Source organism: Shewanella sp. 1180_01 (assembly GCF_052850535.1).
Genome location: NZ_VXCT01000010.1, coordinates 45443 through 60868 on the forward strand (window position 1 = coordinate 45443; position 15426 = coordinate 60868).

The 15426-nt window shown below is 48.4% G+C and carries 15 protein-coding genes; 9 read left to right on the plus strand and 6 right to left on the minus strand.

Annotated features, from left to right (window positions below; translation table 11 throughout):
- Positions 1–74 precede the first annotated feature (74 nt).
- Both FW758_RS07935 and mog read left to right on the plus strand, forming a co-directional pair.
- Positions 75–1034, plus strand: coding sequence for a carbohydrate kinase family protein (locus tag FW758_RS07935; RefSeq protein ID WP_446445103.1), 960 nt, complete (start codon positions 75–77; stop codon positions 1032–1034).
- Between the two features lie 253 nt (positions 1035–1287).
- The gene (gene mog / locus FW758_RS07940) at positions 1288–1821 is read left to right on the plus strand and encodes a molybdopterin adenylyltransferase (protein WP_006083754.1); all 534 of its coding nucleotides are present in this window, start codon (positions 1288–1290) and stop codon (positions 1819–1821) included.
- Positions 1822–1892: 71 nt separating this feature from the next.
- Here mog and FW758_RS07945 read toward each other — a convergent pair whose 3' ends face one another.
- From FW758_RS07945 to FW758_RS07960, 4 genes are all read right to left on the minus strand, one after another.
- Positions 1893–2141: a hypothetical protein gene (locus tag FW758_RS07945; protein ID WP_446445104.1), complete on the minus strand. Its 249-nt coding sequence runs from the start codon at positions 2139–2141 to the stop codon at positions 1893–1895.
- Between the two features lie 107 nt (positions 2142–2248).
- Entirely contained in the window at positions 2249–3388 is a 1140-nt protein-coding gene (locus FW758_RS07950) for an ABC transporter permease (protein ID WP_259214462.1), read from the minus strand.
- A gap of 94 nt (positions 3389–3482) precedes the next feature.
- Positions 3483–4217 carry an ABC transporter ATP-binding protein gene (locus FW758_RS07955; RefSeq protein WP_446445105.1) on the minus strand — a complete coding sequence of 245 codons (735 nt, stop codon included), beginning with the start codon at positions 4215–4217 and terminating at the stop codon, positions 3483–3485.
- Positions 4218–4220: 3 nt separating this feature from the next.
- Positions 4221–5870: an alpha/beta hydrolase gene (locus tag FW758_RS07960; RefSeq protein ID WP_446445106.1), complete on the minus strand. Its 1650-nt coding sequence runs from the start codon at positions 5868–5870 to the stop codon at positions 4221–4223.
- Between the two features lie 93 nt (positions 5871–5963).
- On the opposite strand from FW758_RS07960, the gene FW758_RS07965 reads away from it, so the two are divergent.
- The 7 genes from FW758_RS07965 (at position 5964) to FW758_RS07995 (ending at position 14331) form a co-directional block, all read left to right on the plus strand.
- Positions 5964–6335 carry a GntR family transcriptional regulator gene (locus FW758_RS07965; RefSeq protein ID WP_006084836.1) on the plus strand — a complete coding sequence of 124 codons (372 nt, stop codon included), beginning with the start codon at positions 5964–5966 and terminating at the stop codon, positions 6333–6335.
- Positions 6336–6388: 53 nt separating this feature from the next.
- Complete coding sequence (locus tag FW758_RS07970; RefSeq protein ID WP_446445107.1) at positions 6389–7252, plus strand: ABC transporter ATP-binding protein; 864 nt, start codon at positions 6389–6391, stop codon at positions 7250–7252.
- The gene (locus FW758_RS07975) at positions 7249–8559 is read left to right on the plus strand and encodes an ABC transporter permease (protein WP_446445108.1); all 1311 of its coding nucleotides are present in this window, start codon (positions 7249–7251) and stop codon (positions 8557–8559) included. The genes FW758_RS07970 and FW758_RS07975 overlap by 4 nt, the downstream gene beginning before the upstream one ends.
- 128 nt (positions 8560–8687) lie before the next feature.
- Entirely contained in the window at positions 8688–10493 is a 1806-nt protein-coding gene (locus FW758_RS07980) for an AMP-dependent synthetase/ligase (RefSeq protein ID WP_446445109.1), read from the plus strand.
- A 140-nt stretch (positions 10494–10633) separates the two neighbouring features.
- Positions 10634–13120 (plus strand): hypothetical protein, encoded by a 2487-nt coding sequence (locus FW758_RS07985; RefSeq protein ID WP_446445110.1) that lies wholly within the window; start codon positions 10634–10636, stop codon positions 13118–13120.
- Between the two features lie 128 nt (positions 13121–13248).
- The gene (locus FW758_RS07990; RefSeq protein ID WP_126490880.1) at positions 13249–13659 is read left to right on the plus strand and encodes an acyl-CoA thioesterase; all 411 of its coding nucleotides are present in this window, start codon (positions 13249–13251) and stop codon (positions 13657–13659) included.
- A gap of 123 nt (positions 13660–13782) precedes the next feature.
- On the plus strand, positions 13783–14331 hold the full coding sequence (locus tag FW758_RS07995; RefSeq protein ID WP_006084842.1) for an HPP family protein: 549 nt from the start codon (positions 13783–13785) through the stop codon (positions 14329–14331).
- Between the two features lie 66 nt (positions 14332–14397).
- Here FW758_RS07995 and FW758_RS08000 read toward each other — a convergent pair whose 3' ends face one another.
- Together FW758_RS08000 and FW758_RS08005 are read right to left on the minus strand one after the other, a co-directional pair.
- Positions 14398–15090 (minus strand): hypothetical protein, encoded by a 693-nt coding sequence (locus FW758_RS08000; protein ID WP_446445111.1) that lies wholly within the window; start codon positions 15088–15090, stop codon positions 14398–14400.
- Between the two features lie 45 nt (positions 15091–15135).
- The gene (locus FW758_RS08005; protein WP_446445112.1) at positions 15136–15402 is read right to left on the minus strand and encodes a GNAT family N-acetyltransferase; all 267 of its coding nucleotides are present in this window, start codon (positions 15400–15402) and stop codon (positions 15136–15138) included.
- Between the last annotated feature and the right edge of the window lie 24 nt (positions 15403–15426).

A 15426-nucleotide genomic window follows, 5' to 3' on the forward strand; every position in this document is an offset into this window, starting at 1 on the left:
CCAAAACAGCCCATGAAAGTGGGCTTTTTGCCTGCTACAGAATACAGAATATAGAAAACAAAGTTGGAGTGAAAATGACGGTATTACTCAGTTTCGGTGAGGTGTTAGTTGACTTGCTGCCAACCGATGCCACGGGCAAACATCATCAGCCGATTGCGGGTGGCGCGCCCGCCAATGTGGCCGTGGGTTACGCTAAACTCGGCGGTAAGAGTTATTTTGCCGGTGGCATCAGCGCCGACCATTATGGCGTTATGTTAAAGCAAGCCTTAGCGGATCAGGGCGTGGCGACCGATTATTTGGCCGAAGTGCCGGGCGCCGCTACCGCGATTGTGCTGGTGAATTTAGATGAACAGGGTGAGCGCACCTTTGAGTTTAACCGAAATGGCACAGCCGACATGCGCTACAGCAATCAGCATTTTGACAATATTCCATGGCAGGGGATTGATATCTTTCACCTTTGCTCGAATACCTTTACCGAAACCGCCATCTTTAACACTAGCCTTTATGGTGCGCGTTGTGCCAATGCATTCGCGACCTTAGTGAGTTTCGATGTGAACCTGCGTTTATCCCTGTGGCAGGATACGTCCTTGCTGGCCGAGCGTGTTGAGCAGTGTTTTCGCTACACTCAAGTGCTGAAAATGAGCCGTGAAGAAGCGGACTATTTAGCGCTGGCGCGGGATAAGAGCTTTGAAGATTATCTGCAGTTCTGCCTCGCCCAAGGGGTTGAGGTGATTTTGGTCACCGATGGCGCCAAACCAGTGCAATGCATCACAGCGCAGCAAAGGTTTAGCGTTCCCGTCCCCAAAATCTCAGCCGTCGATACCACGGCCGCGGGCGACAGTTTTATCTCAGGCTTCCTGTTCGCCTTAGGCTTAGAGCTGGAATACGATTTAGGCAATTTGACCTTGAAACAAAGGCTCGAAAGCAAAGCGCACTTAGAGGCGGCGGTGGGGTTTGCAACTCGCTGTGGCGCAATTACCTGCGGGCAAAAAGGCGCGTTTCTCTCCTTACCTACGTTGGCGCAGGTTAGCTAAACCTGACTGCATTAACGATAAAATCCAAGGCGAGCCTGTTGAGTTTGCCTTGGATTTTTTGTCTTTTAGTTTTTCCGCCCACCATTTTTCAATAGCATAGCGCGAACCTAATCACGTTTTAGTCGCCCCCTTTTCCGAGCATTTATGCTATTTTAGCTGCGACTTAAGGTCGAAGCTGCAGCGGCTTCTTCCATGCTAGATGTCGACATTTTTATTTCGGTATGTTTTATTTCAACATCATTGGGGATTTCCTATGAGCAAAGCAAAAATCGGTATTGTGACGGTAAGCGATCGCGCCAGCGCGGGGATTTATGAAGATATCTCAGGCAAGGCGATTATCGACACGCTCAACGACTACCTCACCAGCGAGTGGGAGCCGATTTATCAAGTGATCCCCGATGAGCAGGATGTGATTGAAGCGACGCTGATCAAAATGGCTGACGAGCAGGATTGCTGTTTAATTGTCACCACGGGTGGCACAGGACCTGCGAAACGCGATGTTACCCCTGAAGCCACAGAAGCCGTATGCGATCGCATGATGCCTGGCTTTGGCGAGTTGATGCGTGCTGAATCCTTAAAGTTTGTACCGACAGCCATTTTATCGCGCCAAACCGCAGGTTTACGGGGTGATTCGTTGATCGTGAATTTACCCGGCAAGCCAAAATCGATTCGCGAATGTTTAGATGCCGTGTTCCCCGCCATTCCGTACTGTATCGACTTGATGGAAGGCCCGTATTTAGAGTGCAACGAAGCCGTGATCAAGCCATTCAGGCCTAAGGCTAAGTAATCTTGCAATTGAGTATGTAAAAAATAAAGCCACTGAAAATTCAGTGGCTTTATTTTTTGTGAGCTTAGGGCTCATAACTGATTAATCTGTTGCTTTAGCTCGTACTCTGGCTCTGTCACGATTTTTTCAAGCACTTGCACTCGCTCGATTAGCGCTTGGTTTTGTAGGCTGAGTTGAGTCACTTTATCATTAAGGTGGCTATCGTCTGTGGTGCCTACTCCAAGTTGGCGCGCCTTTAGATAGTGTTTAAACATCTCAGTGGCACTGATTCCTATGATGAAGGTGACCATAATCACCATTAAGACATATTCGTTTTCCATAACAAACTCCCGTAGCTATTGAGGTTTTCAACTTGGGAATGACAGGATAGTCGTTCCCAAGTTTGTCGGTTAAAGTCTATTGCCCCAAGTTGATCAATCGAAGCATCCTACAAACCGAAGATCACTTTTTCACTCTTGAGTGACCTTTCCATGCCAAACGCCAGTAATACCGCGATGGCGAGCGTGCCTAAGGTCGAAACCAGTAACTGCAACATGGGCAAGTCTTTACCTTTGATAAAGTCCATTAATGCCTGTTGCTGACCCGAGACTGGCAGCCACTGCAGCATATCTGGCGCTATGTTGTAGCTGGCGGCCATCGACAAGGCTAAGGGTACAAACAGCACCATAGTCAGATAGGACTGTGCTTCCTTAAAGGTTTTCGCCATAAAAGACACAAACAATTGCAGGCAAGCTGCCATTAACGCAACAGGGATACCGACCACTAACATCAGCGCCATAAATTCTGTGGTGATGTTGACGCTAAAGCCTAACTCCTGCCAAGGTACAAAGGTGTAGGCGACTTTAGACACCAGCAAAATCAGCACTAAGCCTAAGAGGGCAAACAGACTCACGGCGATGATTTTCGACAGCACTAACTGGCGTGTGGTCAATGGATGACTGAGTAACAGAGCTAGCGAGTTACGTTCGCGCTCACCCGCGCTGGTATCTATGGCGAGGTTCATGCCCGAGATAAATACCGAGTAAATCATAGTGAAAATCGCGATACCTAAGATCATCCCGCCCTTCGAATCTGTGGTCGCTTGGTCATGGACACTGACCTTCAGTGGCTGCATCACGCGGGGATCGATACCGCGGGCAATCAGCCGTAGGCTGCCCATTTCTGTGCTGTAGGACTGCAGTTGCTTCTCGAGTCTGCGAATCGAGTTTTGCAGTTTTTCATCGGAATTATCGGCAACAATAGTGATCTCGGCGCCTTTGCCCTGATTCATCTGCGCGGCATAGTCGGGACTGATGATAAGCTCTATGGCTTTAAGCTCACTGTCCTTCGCTTCACCACTGCTGATGCCTTTATTCGATAAAAAGCGCACTAAATCCGGCGCTTTATCGGGATTTGTGATAGTGATTTTTAGATCGTCTGGACTTGTCAGCTGACCAATTAACACCATAAACAGGCCGCACATGATCAGCGGCGTGCCGATGGCGTAATAAAGCCCCGCCATCACAGAGCGCTTATCGCGGGCGGCATCGATGAGTTCTTTACGAACCATAGCCATTATTTTATTCATGCTGTCATTCCTTTAACCATGTTCTTAAATGCCACGCTTTTACATATCAAGCTCTTAAAGGTTAAAACCTGTAGGCGTGATCTCTGCTGAGTCATCATGCTGCTATCCCTTCATCTGTGCCGATCAGTTGAATAAAGGCTTCTTCGAGTGTGTCTTTACCCGTTTGGGTGCACAGTTCGGTTGGGCTGCCAATGGCGACGACTCTGCCCTGGGCCATAACGATCACTTGGTCACACAGTGCGGCGACTTCTTGCATCACATGGCTAGAGAACAGCACGCAATGTCCTTGATTCTTAAGGTCGATAAGAATGTCACGCAGCAGACGAGTGCTCATCACATCGAGTCCACGGGTTGGTTCGTCGAGGATAATATTGCTCGGGCTGTGGACTATGGCCTGTGCGAGGGCGGTTTTCATCCTTTGTCCTTGGGAGAAGCCTTTGCAGCGGCGATCGCTAATGTCTTCCAAACGTAATTTCGCAATCACTTGGCTGGTGGCTTCCTTGGCCTCCTTGGGTGATAAGCCGCTTAGCTCGGCAAAATAACGAATGTATTCCCGCGGCGTTAAACGTTCGTACAGACCAAAAGGGTCGGGGAATAATCCGAGTTGCTGCTTAGCACCGATTGGATCGATGGCGACATCTATGCCTTCGATTTCTGCTTTGCCGTTATCGGGTTTCAGCAAGCCAAAAATCGTGCGTAAACAGGTAGTTTTACCCGCGCCGTTGGGGCCGAGTAATCCTGTGATTTGGCCGTTTTGTGCGACGAAGCTTAAGTCATTGAGCGCCTGTACGTCACCGATGCGCTTGGAAAGATTGGATACTTTGATCATGGCTTACTCCTTGGCCCCAGTGCTGGCTTTATCATCTGCGGTGGTTTTTTTGATGTTTGCATCAAGCGGTTCTACCGAGCTGGCATTTAAATAAAAGCTGCGGCGCACATCTTTCTTTAAACATTCGCCGTCGAGATCCTTAACGGAACCCGAGCGAACGAGATCGGCAATCAGGTTATTGGCGCAGGATTGATAGGCCACGCCGTGGGTCGCATAGGGGGCGACAAAGTGCTTGGCATTGGTGAGTTTTTCCATCGCTAACTCGCCCCAACTCGGCGGTGTGGCAGGGTCGATTTCGCCGGATAACAACAAGGTCGGAATATCGCTGCTGATGGGCTCGCTAAAACTGTCATCGACCGCGGGGACTTTCCATACTTCACACGTGGCTTCTAAACCTTCGAGCATAGTTTTGCCCATAAAGGAGTGCTGAGCCTGCTCGCGCATGGCGGGCGTAATACGGTGCATATCTTCGCCACAGACCACGGATGCATGCATACCCATCGCCATGCCAGCATTGTCGATAGTGAGGGAATACAAACCGAGTATGGGTTGGAAGTTGTGTTTCGCGGCTTGATGAATCGCATGGGGCACTAAGGCGCGCACATTGGCTTGATACAGCGCCATGCGGATGGAGCCGTAGAATTTACCGCGCGTCATAGTCAACATGGTCTTTTCACCTGTGACAGGGTCGTAGACGTTTTCCATCACGGGCGCTTTGGCGAGTGAGGCCGCGACTTGGTCGAATTCGGCTTTAAGCTCAGGGAATTGCGTATGACAAGCGGCGGTTTCTTGGCAATCTTTAAAGAGTAAATCAAAGCCTCGATCAATCGACGCGCCGATTTCTAACACGCTTTGCTGCATTGGCACTATGCCGTCTAAGGTCACTGTGGCTAAGTGTGCAGGGTATAAACGCATGTAAAGCTGCGCCATACGCGTGCCGTAGGAGATGCCGTAAACATGCAGTTTTTTGTAGCCCAAATGCTGGCGCACGGCTTCGAAGTCTTTAATCGCGTTGAGGCTACCATATTGGGTGACGTCGGCATCGATTTTGGCTAAGCATTTTTGGGTTTCGGCTAAAGTGTCGGCATTGTCATCATCGAATGACAGTGGAGATTGCGCGCCTTCATCGCAGGTCAGCAGATTCGAGCGGCCTGTGCCCCTTTGGTCGATCAGCAAGATATCCCGCTGTTGGCGGACTTTGCTCAGCATGGCATCGAAACCCGCCGCATTGTCTATGGCCGATTGTCCTGGGCCGCCAGCAATGGCGAGTAAGGCTTCTTCATGGTTGACGTTTTTCACCGCGGGCAAAACGACGTAATGTACTTGGATCTGTTTGCCATCGGGTTTGTTAGGATTTTCTGGCACAGTCACAAAACCGCAGTTTAGGCGATCGGATACGCCTTCCACATAACAAGTGTCGGTGTTATTCGCTATATCAGCCGCCGCTTGTGTCTGTTGGCTTTTCACATCACTCGCCCACGTCGCCGTACTTGCCATCGCCAGCATAAGTGCGCTTATGCTTAATATGCGCGAGCCTAAAATATGCGTGCGCCATGTGGCAAGCGTGGTATTAGCCGTACCATGCAGTTGCCGAGTGGACGAAGGGCGTTGAGCGGTTTTGCTTAACTTCCTGTGTGTCATGCTATCTATCATGCGCGCTTTCCTTTTTGCATTTCAGGACGAGTGTGTTAATTTAACTACCAGTGTATCGGTGTATCAATGTATTAATACAGTGTGTAGAGGCTAATGTTAGAACTTTTAAATGTCAACCCCAGTAGTGGTGAACCAATTTACAAGCAATTACACGAACAAGTCGTGCGTTTAATTGTGGGCGGTCAACTGCAAGTGGATGATGTCTTGCCCTCTGTACGCCAGATTGCCGAGTATCTCGCGGTGAATCCTATGACTGTCTCCCGTGCTATTCAGCAGCTTGTCGATCAGGGGTGGCTCGAGCGCCGCCGCGGTCAAGCGACAAAAGTCGCGCTGCGCACTGAGACTATGGCATCGGGGGCGAGCATGCTCGAACCCCAACTCGATGCTTTGTTGTCGCAGGCTAAACAGTTAGGCGTCAGCCTGCCCGAGTTAATGCAATTGATAAATGAACGCTGGCAAGACTAGCGTTAACCTACTGTTACTTATCGATAAAATAGAATAAAAAAGGATGATATTCGATGGGCCAAGCGTGCACACCAATACTTGAATTTAGCCAAGTGAATAAAGTCTTTCGCGGTAAAGGCGCAGGTGAAAAGTGGGCGCTTAAGGATTTATCGTTAACCTTGTCGGCGGGCATGGTGGTTGGGCTATTAGGACAAAATGGGGCGGGTAAATCGACCCTAATGCGCTGTGCTTTGGGTGTGCTCACGCCGGATTCTGGCAGTATTGTTACCTTAGGCGAAACGCCTGAGAATTTAACATCCAAGGCAAAGGAGCGTTTAGGCTATGTGCCGCAGCAACCTTTTGGTTATGAAGGTTTTACCATCGAACGGGCCCTCGATTTACACCGCAGTTTTTATCCCAATTGGGACATGCAATTAGAGCAAGATTGGCTAGTACGGTTCGAGTTAGATGTGACCCAACAAGTGCAACGTTTATCTGTGGGGCAAAGGCAATCATTGGCCTTGATTATGGCGATGGCCTATCGCCCTGAGCTATTGATCCTCGATGAACCGGTCGCCAGTCTCGATCCGATTGTGCGGCGCAAATTTATGGTCGATTTGTTCGATCTCGCCCTCGAATCGGGTTCCGCTGTACTGTTTTCATCCCATATCACCTCAGATATCGAGCGGGTTGCCAGTCATGTGGCACTGATTAAACAGGGTGAATTAGTGTTATTTAAGGAAATCGATGCCCTACGGGAACAGGTGCGTTTACTTACTCTCGCGCCCGAAACGGTTTTGCCTGAGTCGGTCACTGTGTTGAGCCGTGTCGGTGATTCAGTGCTGGTGGATTTGGGCGAACACAGCGCGCCAATGTCGGGCGTGTTAAAGAACGAAGCGCTTAATCTGGAACAGCTTTTTATGGAGCTACACAGATGAGTGCGCCAGAACTAAACATCACGCCGACGGCTAAGATGAAAGGCGCGCGGTTGATGAATCCATTTAATGGCATGCTGCGTCTTTGGTGTTTTGACGTCGGCAGTGTGAGCTTTTTAGGTACTGGCTTACTGGGAATGGTCTTAGGTTGCATTACAGCGTTGCAGGGCAAAAGCGATAGTGCTGAATTGTTGTTTTCTATGGGAATCGTTTCAAGCTCGGCGGCGGTGGCATGGCAACTCATACGTTTGATGGCGAGCGAGTGTGCCCATTTAATTCCCCATTATCGCCGCCATATTTATATCCAAAGTGCAGCGGTGTTAACCAGCGTATTTGGCATAAGCGTATTGTTTTGTTTAGCTCTGGGTTCAACGTCTAGCCTACCCACCTTAGTGTTGGCCTTGGTGATGAGTTTTGCCTTTATTTACCTGTGTTTACTCAGCACTCAGTGGTTTTACGCTTCCTTTTTATTGTTTGTTTTAGTGCCGTTTATCTCTTTGATTACAGGTTATATTTCTCTATGGTTAAGTGCGATTGCACTGGTGGTATTAGGTGCGCTTATTGTCCGTACCTGCCGTGCTTTACCTTGGCGTGCTGAGGCGAGAACCGTGTACCTCAATGGCCTCGAAATGGGCTGGTTCTGGCTGCCAAATTTGCAATCGATGCGCATTTTGAGCCGCTTTGAGCGTTATCTTCATCCCACTAATTTTTTTATCGGCCCTATGCTGACGATTTTATTGCTGCTTATACCGGCAGTCTGCCTAGTGCTTGGGGTGTTATCGCATCAATTCCATCAGAATTTCCCCGTGTTACTGCTGTTGGCACAGTTCAGCGTGATTATGTGTTCGCTGGTGCATTGGAGCCGAGTGCAGCGTTCGCGCTCGACAGAAACCTTATTGCTGATGCCAGGTTTTGATGGTCGAAAAGGACTCATAGCGGCTTTTTGCCGTGGCCAGCAACGACTACTGAATGTGGTCGTCGGCATTATGCTGGCGTGTAGTCTACTGCTGGGTTGGCTCAGTGGTGATCTGAATATGCAGTTAGTAGGTCATCTGGTGCTTAGCACTTACTGGGCCTGCGCTTTGACCTTAGGTTTTGGCTGCATGTGTCGCCGAGTGTTGCATGTCACGCTCACTATGACGGTTGTTGCGGGGCATTCCCTGTGGGTGTCCATCAGCCTTGCATCGTTACGCGATGGCGGCAATCTAGGTGATTGGTTTATCTGGGATATGCTCTTAATGATACTTGGGAGCATAGTCCTGTTTTGGGGCAAGAAAACCCTCTGGAAGGGAGATGTCATTAGCGGCTAAACGGATATAGATTGCGATATTGGGACTTAGCTTGCACAAGATTAGAGCAAAAACTCTTAGTTTTTGGCTGGCCTTCAGGTAGAATGGCGCAAAAGCGGTACACTTGTAAGCTAAAAGGTGAGTCTCTTATGTCTCTCGATCAATATCATGTTATTCGACTATTACAGCAGCAGAGCGAGTCTTTAAAGGACGCGATAGCGCTGGAAGGTTTTGAAATGGCCGCTCCTTGGTATCAGGTGAGCTGGCAAGCCTTTGACCAAATTAGCAGTAAAATTGCACAAGTGTTGATCGAACTTGGCGTACAAGTGCAAGACCGTTGCGTTATTTTGGCGCAAAACTGCCCACAGTGGACCTGTGCCGATGTCGGGACGCTTAAAAGTCGCGCCGTTGTGGTGCCGATTTACCCCACCAGTACCGTCGAGCAGGCGAGCTTTATCGTTAACGATGCCGCGGCGAAGGTTATGTTTGTCGACGATGCTAAGCAATATGCTATGGCCTGCGAGCTTCAAACCTTATGCCCAAGCCTAGAGCATGTGATTGTTTTTGATGCCAGCGTGGCACTCGCAGTCGACAAAGCTTTTCAGCATTGGCATTTAGATGCCCTGCTAGCGGGCGATGCGAAAGCGATGACACAAGAAGTTGAGCTTAACCAGCGTTTACATGCGGCTAATCTCGATGATTTACTGACCTTAATTTATACCTCTGGCACCACGGGCGATCCTAAAGGCGTGATGCTGGATTACCGCAATATGGCCTCGACTATACGTCAACACGATCAAATTTTGCCTTTTAAAGCTGGCGATGTGTCTTTGGCATTTTTGCCATTAAGTCACGTATTTGAGCGCAGTTGGAGTTTCTACGTTTTGTGCCGTGGCGGTCATAACGTTTATCTGCAAAATACCCAAAGAGTGAAAGAGGCGATTAGCGCCGTACGTCCACATACCTTGTGTGTGGTGCCGCGTTTCCTCGAAAAAGTGTACAGCGCCGTACAAGATAAAGTCGCCAAGTCAGCCGATGGCCGTAAGAGGCTGTTTGCTTGGGCTATGCGCGTTGGCGGGCGTCAGTTCGAAGTCGGCCAAGGTCGTGCTAAGGGCGGATTATGGTTATCGCTGCAATGGCGTTTAGCTAACAAACTTGTGTATAGCAAGTTGCAAGCTGTGCTCGGTGGACGTTTGAAGTTTATGCCTTGCGGTGGCGCGGCATTAGATGTGAATGTTGGCAGTTTCTTTCATGCAATTAATATTCCTGTACTTTGTGGGTACGGCATGACCGAAACAAACGCCACTGTGACCTGTAACACCTTGGACAATCGTGTTGCCGGATCAAATGGTAAAGTCCTACCTGAAATCGAAATTAAGCTGGGTAAGGACGATGAGATTTTAGTTCGTGGCGCGACTGTGATGCGTGGTTATTACAATCGTCCTGAAGATACCACTGCTGCATTTGAAGATGGTTGGTTAAAAACCGGTGATGCAGGGCGTTTCGATGCGAAAGGTAACTTATTTATTACCGACCGTATCAAAGAGTTAATGAAAACCTCTAACGGCAAATATATTGCGCCGCAACGGGTTGAGGGCGCTGTGGGCTGTTGTCCTTTTATCGAACAAGTGGCGATTATTGCCGATGCGCGTAACTATGTGACCGCCTTAATTGTGCCAGCGTTTGAGTCACTGGAAGCGTGGGCGAAGGACAAAGGGCTGAAGTATGAGTCGCCTTTAGAATTGCTGCGCCATAGCCATGTGGTTGAACATTTTGAGCAGCGCTTAAAGCAGTTGCAGCATGAGCTGGCGGGATTTGAACAGATCAAAAAGTTCACGCTGTTGCCAGAAGCCTTCTCGATGGAAGCGGGTTTAATTACCCCAACGCTCAAGTTGCGCCGCAAAATGATTTACCATAAATATGCCCATGAAATAAATGCTATGTATAACAACTGATTGTTAAGTCATTGTTACTAAAGGCCGCTATTGCGGCCTTTTTTGTTTCTGCTACTTCCTGAAGCGCCTAACTTAGCTTAAAATTCGCCCCGTTTACTGGTGCGCACGAGGCGCAAGGTGTCGGTGTAAAGGATAGTTAAATGGAACTTTCGATTCGTCATTTATGCGCCGCTGTCGGTGCTGTGTTACTTTCTTCTTTTGCGGTCATTCCTGCTGCGGTGGCGGCGGATTTCGACAAAGTGGTTCACGGTCCCGTGGATCTTCCTAACGGCCAATGGCTCGATTTCTACCAAAAAGACCAGCACGTATGGAGCGAAATGCTCTACGGCGATGCGCCAGGCGTGCGCATTGACGATTACGGCCGCGCTGAAATTGTGGCGGTGTTTTACTATGACTTCGATAAGGGTGGCACCAAAGAAGTGATCGTCATGCTCAAGGATGAAGATGGTCTGCATCTGCGCGGCTATGGTTTTGAGGGGGAAGAGCTGACTAAACTACTGCGCCTACAAGTTGTGCTCGATGCAGTGGCACCGACCATTACCACATTTACCGTGGGCGGTGTCCGTAAAGTGCTAAGCCAAATTCCGCCACAGCAATACCGTATGACCTATGAGGCTGAGGGTGTCCAAGATCCTGACATCAAAGCGATTCTTGATGGGTCATCTAAGCTCAAGCCAACCTTAATCGGTTATCGAAACTCTGAAGGTACGCCGACGGATGTGAAAACCGCAGTGGAATACAAGCTGCGTTATCCCGTGACTCGCACCGATAAAGATGCCGAGGGGCGTGAACGAAAATACAGTCTAGTCGCGACCTTTGATCGCAGTGCCTATGTCGAAGAAGATGGCGGCTTTATGCTGGTGGCTATTGGTTACGAGGCCGATAACATCGATTGGCTTAAAAATGGCAGCGACAAAATTCCGCGTACCGGCGCTTTTTATGAATTTATGAGCATGGGTAGTACTTGGGCAGGTGTTGCCAGTGAAGCTCATTATGTGCAAGGTGAGCTTGATGGTCACTTTGCCGCCTACGATGCCCGTAATGGCAGTGTGATGTATGCCGGTGACTATAAGCTGGGTAAGCAAGTGGGTAAGTGGATTGAAGCCGACAGCCGTGAAACCTATTGGGAAGGCGAGTACCTCGACGGCCAAAAGCAGGGTAAATGGGTGTTGCAGTCCATGATGGATGACGCCGATAACTATGGCTTTATCCACTATAACAAGGGCGTGCCCGATGGCCCGAGTGAAATCTATACCCCAGATTACGATTCGAGCACCGAAGGCGCGAAGAAGTTGTCCGAAAAGGGCATTTATCTCAATGGCGTAAAAGATGGCGAGTGGCTTGAGTCCGATGGCAGTAAAGGCCAATACCAAAAGGGCGTAAAACAAGGCGCTTGGGTGGAAAAGGTCACCCAAGGGGACTATCGCTTTCAAACTGGTGAAGGCAGCTACCTCGATGGTAAACGTTCAGGCCCTTGGGTGTATATCCGAACGCCAGATGCTAACGATGCTTTTACCACTAAGCAATCTGTTACCTATCTCTACAAGACTGAAGTCAGCTATGAGAATGGCCTACGTCAAGGTGAGGCAAAGTTATTCAACAAAGATAATTTTATGTTTGCCCTTAAACATTATGATCAGGGCCGACTCCACGGTGAAAGCTTATGGTATTCAGGCCCAAATGCCGTCAGCAATGTTGCTAACTATCGTTATGGCGAGTTAGATGGCCCACAAATGTGGCTCGAGCCTAACGGCGATCTCAATGAGTTGAGTCAGTATAAGTTTAATGCAGCCGTTAAGCTTAAACCCTCGCAGGATGAATGCATGATGCGAAAAGAGCCTTACACAGGCGATTGTGAGGGCGTGTTAAACTCAAAAAATGCTGAGACTAGCTCAATTAAAGACGGTGAGCAGCGAGTGTATCGCGGCGGTCTACTATCCGAATTAACTTATTACACTAATGGGTCAGTTGATAAAGAATATCAGTTCGATTCCAACGGCCGTTTAAAGTATATGAAGGCCTTTAAAGCGGGTAAGGAATATGGCCCAAGTATCAGTTATTCCACCGATGGTGGATACTCACTCTCTCAATATGGTCAACTGGTGAATAACCGTCTCTCTGGCCCCCATTACAGCTTCTATCCGAATGGCCAGTTAAAGCATTTTTGGAACTACTGCCAGCAAGAAGGTGAAACCTGGAACGGTGAACCTTATTTCTGGGATAACGCCATTGCGCGCTGCGGTATGCAGCGGGAATATTTTGATAACGGTGCTGTGAATTGCATCGAAGAGTTAGATAGCAATTATGCCGTGGATAAAGTGTGTTACGACTCTAATGGCCAAATCGCGCAAGAAATGCTGCGCATCGATGAACAGCATGTGGTCCATAAGCGTTATATCAAGGGTGTGATCTATCAGGAAGACCCAGGGTTTGCTGCTCATTCTAAAATGGTCAAAGGTCGCACTATTTATCACTTAGAAAACCCAAAAAGCCATGGCGTGTTTAAGTCCTACAATAGTGGCAAGTTAGAATATGAAAAAATTTATGATATGGGTAAGGCAGGATGCATGAAAAAGTATGATGCCAATGGCAAGCAAACGGCAGAAACTGCCAGTTGCCAATTCTAAGATCTAGGTTTGTTTAGCCTTTAGGGTCTGGTAGGCTTGGGATAAAGGATGAATTTGGTGCGGGTAGCTTAATCGCGATAATCATTAAATTCATCAGCTTATAGAATAACAATAAAAGGGAAGTCCGAATGTCAGTTACCGAATACAGCCTCGAAATCCACCCAAGATTCACAGAAACCGATGGTCTAGGCCATATCAACAACACAGTGATCCCCGTATGGTGCGAAGCCGCGCGTACGCCAATTTTCGAGATTTTTAATCCAGAGTTGGATTTGCAGCAATGGAACTTAATTGTCGCGGGTTTTACCGTGGCGTTTATTGCGCCAACCTATTACGGCAAAAGCGTGACAGTGAAAACCTATGTCAGCCGTATCGGCAACAGCAGTTTCGAGCTGACGCAAACCTGCTGGCAAGCCGGCAATAAAACCGCTGAAGTGAAAACTACGCTGGTGCATTACGACTACAGCTGCGAAAAGAGTCGCCCTATTCCTGAAGATATCCGCGAAATGCTCGCCAACCTGAATGGTGAAAGTGCTTAATCTTTCCCGTCTCTCGGTCAGCGCAATTGCAATTGCGCTGCTGAAGCGTTAATTTGTCGACCCGTTAACTGTGATGCAGATCACTTATCTGTATCGCCTCATTTTTATCGGTTCGGATTAACCATGAGATTCTATTTTACCCGCATGCGCTCGAAGGACATTTGCCCACCAAGACAGCCACTTAAAAAGATTGTGTGGTCATGGGTTGGAGCTTTCTGTGGCATTTACTTGGTCGCGAGTCTCGCAAATTATATGAGCGAAAACCTCGTTGGCACTATGTTTGTGATTGGCTCATTCGGCGCTTCTGCTGTGCTGGTGTACGGCGCACCGCTGGCAGAGTTTTCTCAGCCGCGTAACTTGATTGGCGGCAGTGTCTTATCGGCCTTAATTGGGGTCGCAGTGTACCAAGTGTGTGGCGATTATGTGGTGCTAGCCAGCGCCTTAGCGGTATCCCTGTCTATCGCATTAATGTACTTGACCCGTACTCTGCATCCACCTGGCGGCGCAACGGCATTGATCGCCGTGATAGGCGGTGAGAACGTACATCAACTCGGCTTTCTCTACGCGTTAATGCCAGTGTTCCTCGGCTCAGTATTACTCTTACTGGTCGCGCTGGTGGTCAATAACCTCTCCACCGATCCCAAGCGCCATTACCCTGTGTATTGGATTTAGCTCTGTACAGTACAAGTGTTTTTAAATGTAAAAATAAAGGCTTAAGCTCGGATACGGCTTAAGGCTCTACTCAAGATAGATAAGCAAAAAGGTGCAGTTAAGCACTTTGAAATTAGAATCTTGGATTGGCGTGTAGATATCCGCAGGGCTGAGACCACGCCAAATAGGTCTTTGCTCGTGGGTTAACTTAAACACCTGCTGGGCTCGGTTTAATGTGACACTGAGTTGCGCACCATCGAATTGCCAAGTTCCTGTGTGTTGTTCTAATTCAAAATTATCATTAATGGGCCTCTCATATTCGAGCACGGCTTGGCCTTGAGGCGAAAGATTCAGGGTTGCATCACCCGCAGTACAATGATCTGTTCTGATAAAGTCTGGTGGTAAAGGTTGCAAAACCTGTTCACTGTTACGTAAGTAAATACCGATATTATTTATACTGAAAAAGTGCTTACCTTCGGCAAATTTATACTCTGTCGGTTCGGCAAAACCTTGGCCTTTGAGGAGATCTTCAATCTCAGTGATGGCTTGGGAATCGCGATAAGCGGGATTGGTGGTAATGGCCGTATTAGGGAATTCTGCCGGAATGGCGATGGTACTCTGATTTACTTGCCAGCCAGATTGAATCAAGGCGGTTTCAATGGCTTTTACCTTAACGGGTTCAATACCTTGGGTAATCAGAATGGCTTGGCGTTGTTGGCAGGCGGACAAGATAAGTAAGCTTACAAGCAGTAAACTTTTACGACATAGGGCGACTGTCATTTAGCGGCACTCCTTTGCTGCGATGTGTTTGCTTATGTTTTAAGTCTAGTTTTTCAAAAACTTCTGCACATACCAGCAGCTGGCTTGGATAGCCAAATCTTGGCTTTTGGCCCATTTAAGTCCGTGGCGAACTAAGCGTTCGGCAAGTCCTTTACCGCGCAGTTCGTTGGGGACAAAGGTGCGGCTAAAATCGATATCCTTGCCTGATAATTGGTATTCCAATACGGCTTCATAGCCATCGACAGAGATAATAAAACGCTGTCTATCCTGTTGATGTTCAATAGCTATCTCAATATTTTCGTTATCTGACATACATGCTTCCCTCAAGGAGTGTCT

What these genes read in the sequence shown, in the direction of transcription:
- FW758_RS07935 (WP_446445103.1), top strand. Translation starts at nt 75, where the DNA reads ATGACGGTATTACTCAGTTTCGGTGAGGTGTTAGTTGACTTGCTGCCA.
- FW758_RS07955 (WP_446445105.1), bottom strand. Translation starts at nt 4,217, where the DNA reads ATGATCAAAGTATCCAATCTTTCCAAGCGCATCGGTGACGTACAGGCG.
- FW758_RS07950 (WP_259214462.1), bottom strand. Translation starts at nt 3,388, where the DNA reads ATGAATAAAATAATGGCTATGGTTCGTAAAGAACTCATCGATGCCGCC.
- mog (WP_006083754.1), top strand. Translation starts at nt 1,288, where the DNA reads ATGAGCAAAGCAAAAATCGGTATTGTGACGGTAAGCGATCGCGCCAGC.
- FW758_RS08000 (WP_446445111.1), bottom strand. Translation starts at nt 15,090, where the DNA reads ATGACAGTCGCCCTATGTCGTAAAAGTTTACTGCTTGTAAGCTTACTT.
- FW758_RS07970 (WP_446445107.1), top strand. Translation starts at nt 6,389, where the DNA reads ATGGGCCAAGCGTGCACACCAATACTTGAATTTAGCCAAGTGAATAAA.
- FW758_RS08005 (WP_446445112.1), bottom strand. Translation starts at nt 15,402, where the DNA reads ATGTCAGATAACGAAAATATTGAGATAGCTATTGAACATCAACAGGAT.
- FW758_RS07985 (WP_446445110.1), top strand. Translation starts at nt 10,634, where the DNA reads ATGGAACTTTCGATTCGTCATTTATGCGCCGCTGTCGGTGCTGTGTTA.
- FW758_RS07980 (WP_446445109.1), top strand. Translation starts at nt 8,688, where the DNA reads ATGTCTCTCGATCAATATCATGTTATTCGACTATTACAGCAGCAGAGC.
- FW758_RS07945 (WP_446445104.1), bottom strand. Translation starts at nt 2,141, where the DNA reads ATGGAAAACGAATATGTCTTAATGGTGATTATGGTCACCTTCATCATA.
- FW758_RS07960 (WP_446445106.1), bottom strand. Translation starts at nt 5,870, where the DNA reads ATGATAGATAGCATGACACACAGGAAGTTAAGCAAAACCGCTCAACGC.
- FW758_RS07990 (WP_126490880.1), top strand. Translation starts at nt 13,249, where the DNA reads ATGTCAGTTACCGAATACAGCCTCGAAATCCACCCAAGATTCACAGAA.
- FW758_RS07975 (WP_446445108.1), top strand. Translation starts at nt 7,249, where the DNA reads ATGAGTGCGCCAGAACTAAACATCACGCCGACGGCTAAGATGAAAGGC.
- FW758_RS07995 (WP_006084842.1), top strand. Translation starts at nt 13,783, where the DNA reads ATGAGATTCTATTTTACCCGCATGCGCTCGAAGGACATTTGCCCACCA.
- FW758_RS07965 (WP_006084836.1), top strand. Translation starts at nt 5,964, where the DNA reads ATGTTAGAACTTTTAAATGTCAACCCCAGTAGTGGTGAACCAATTTAC.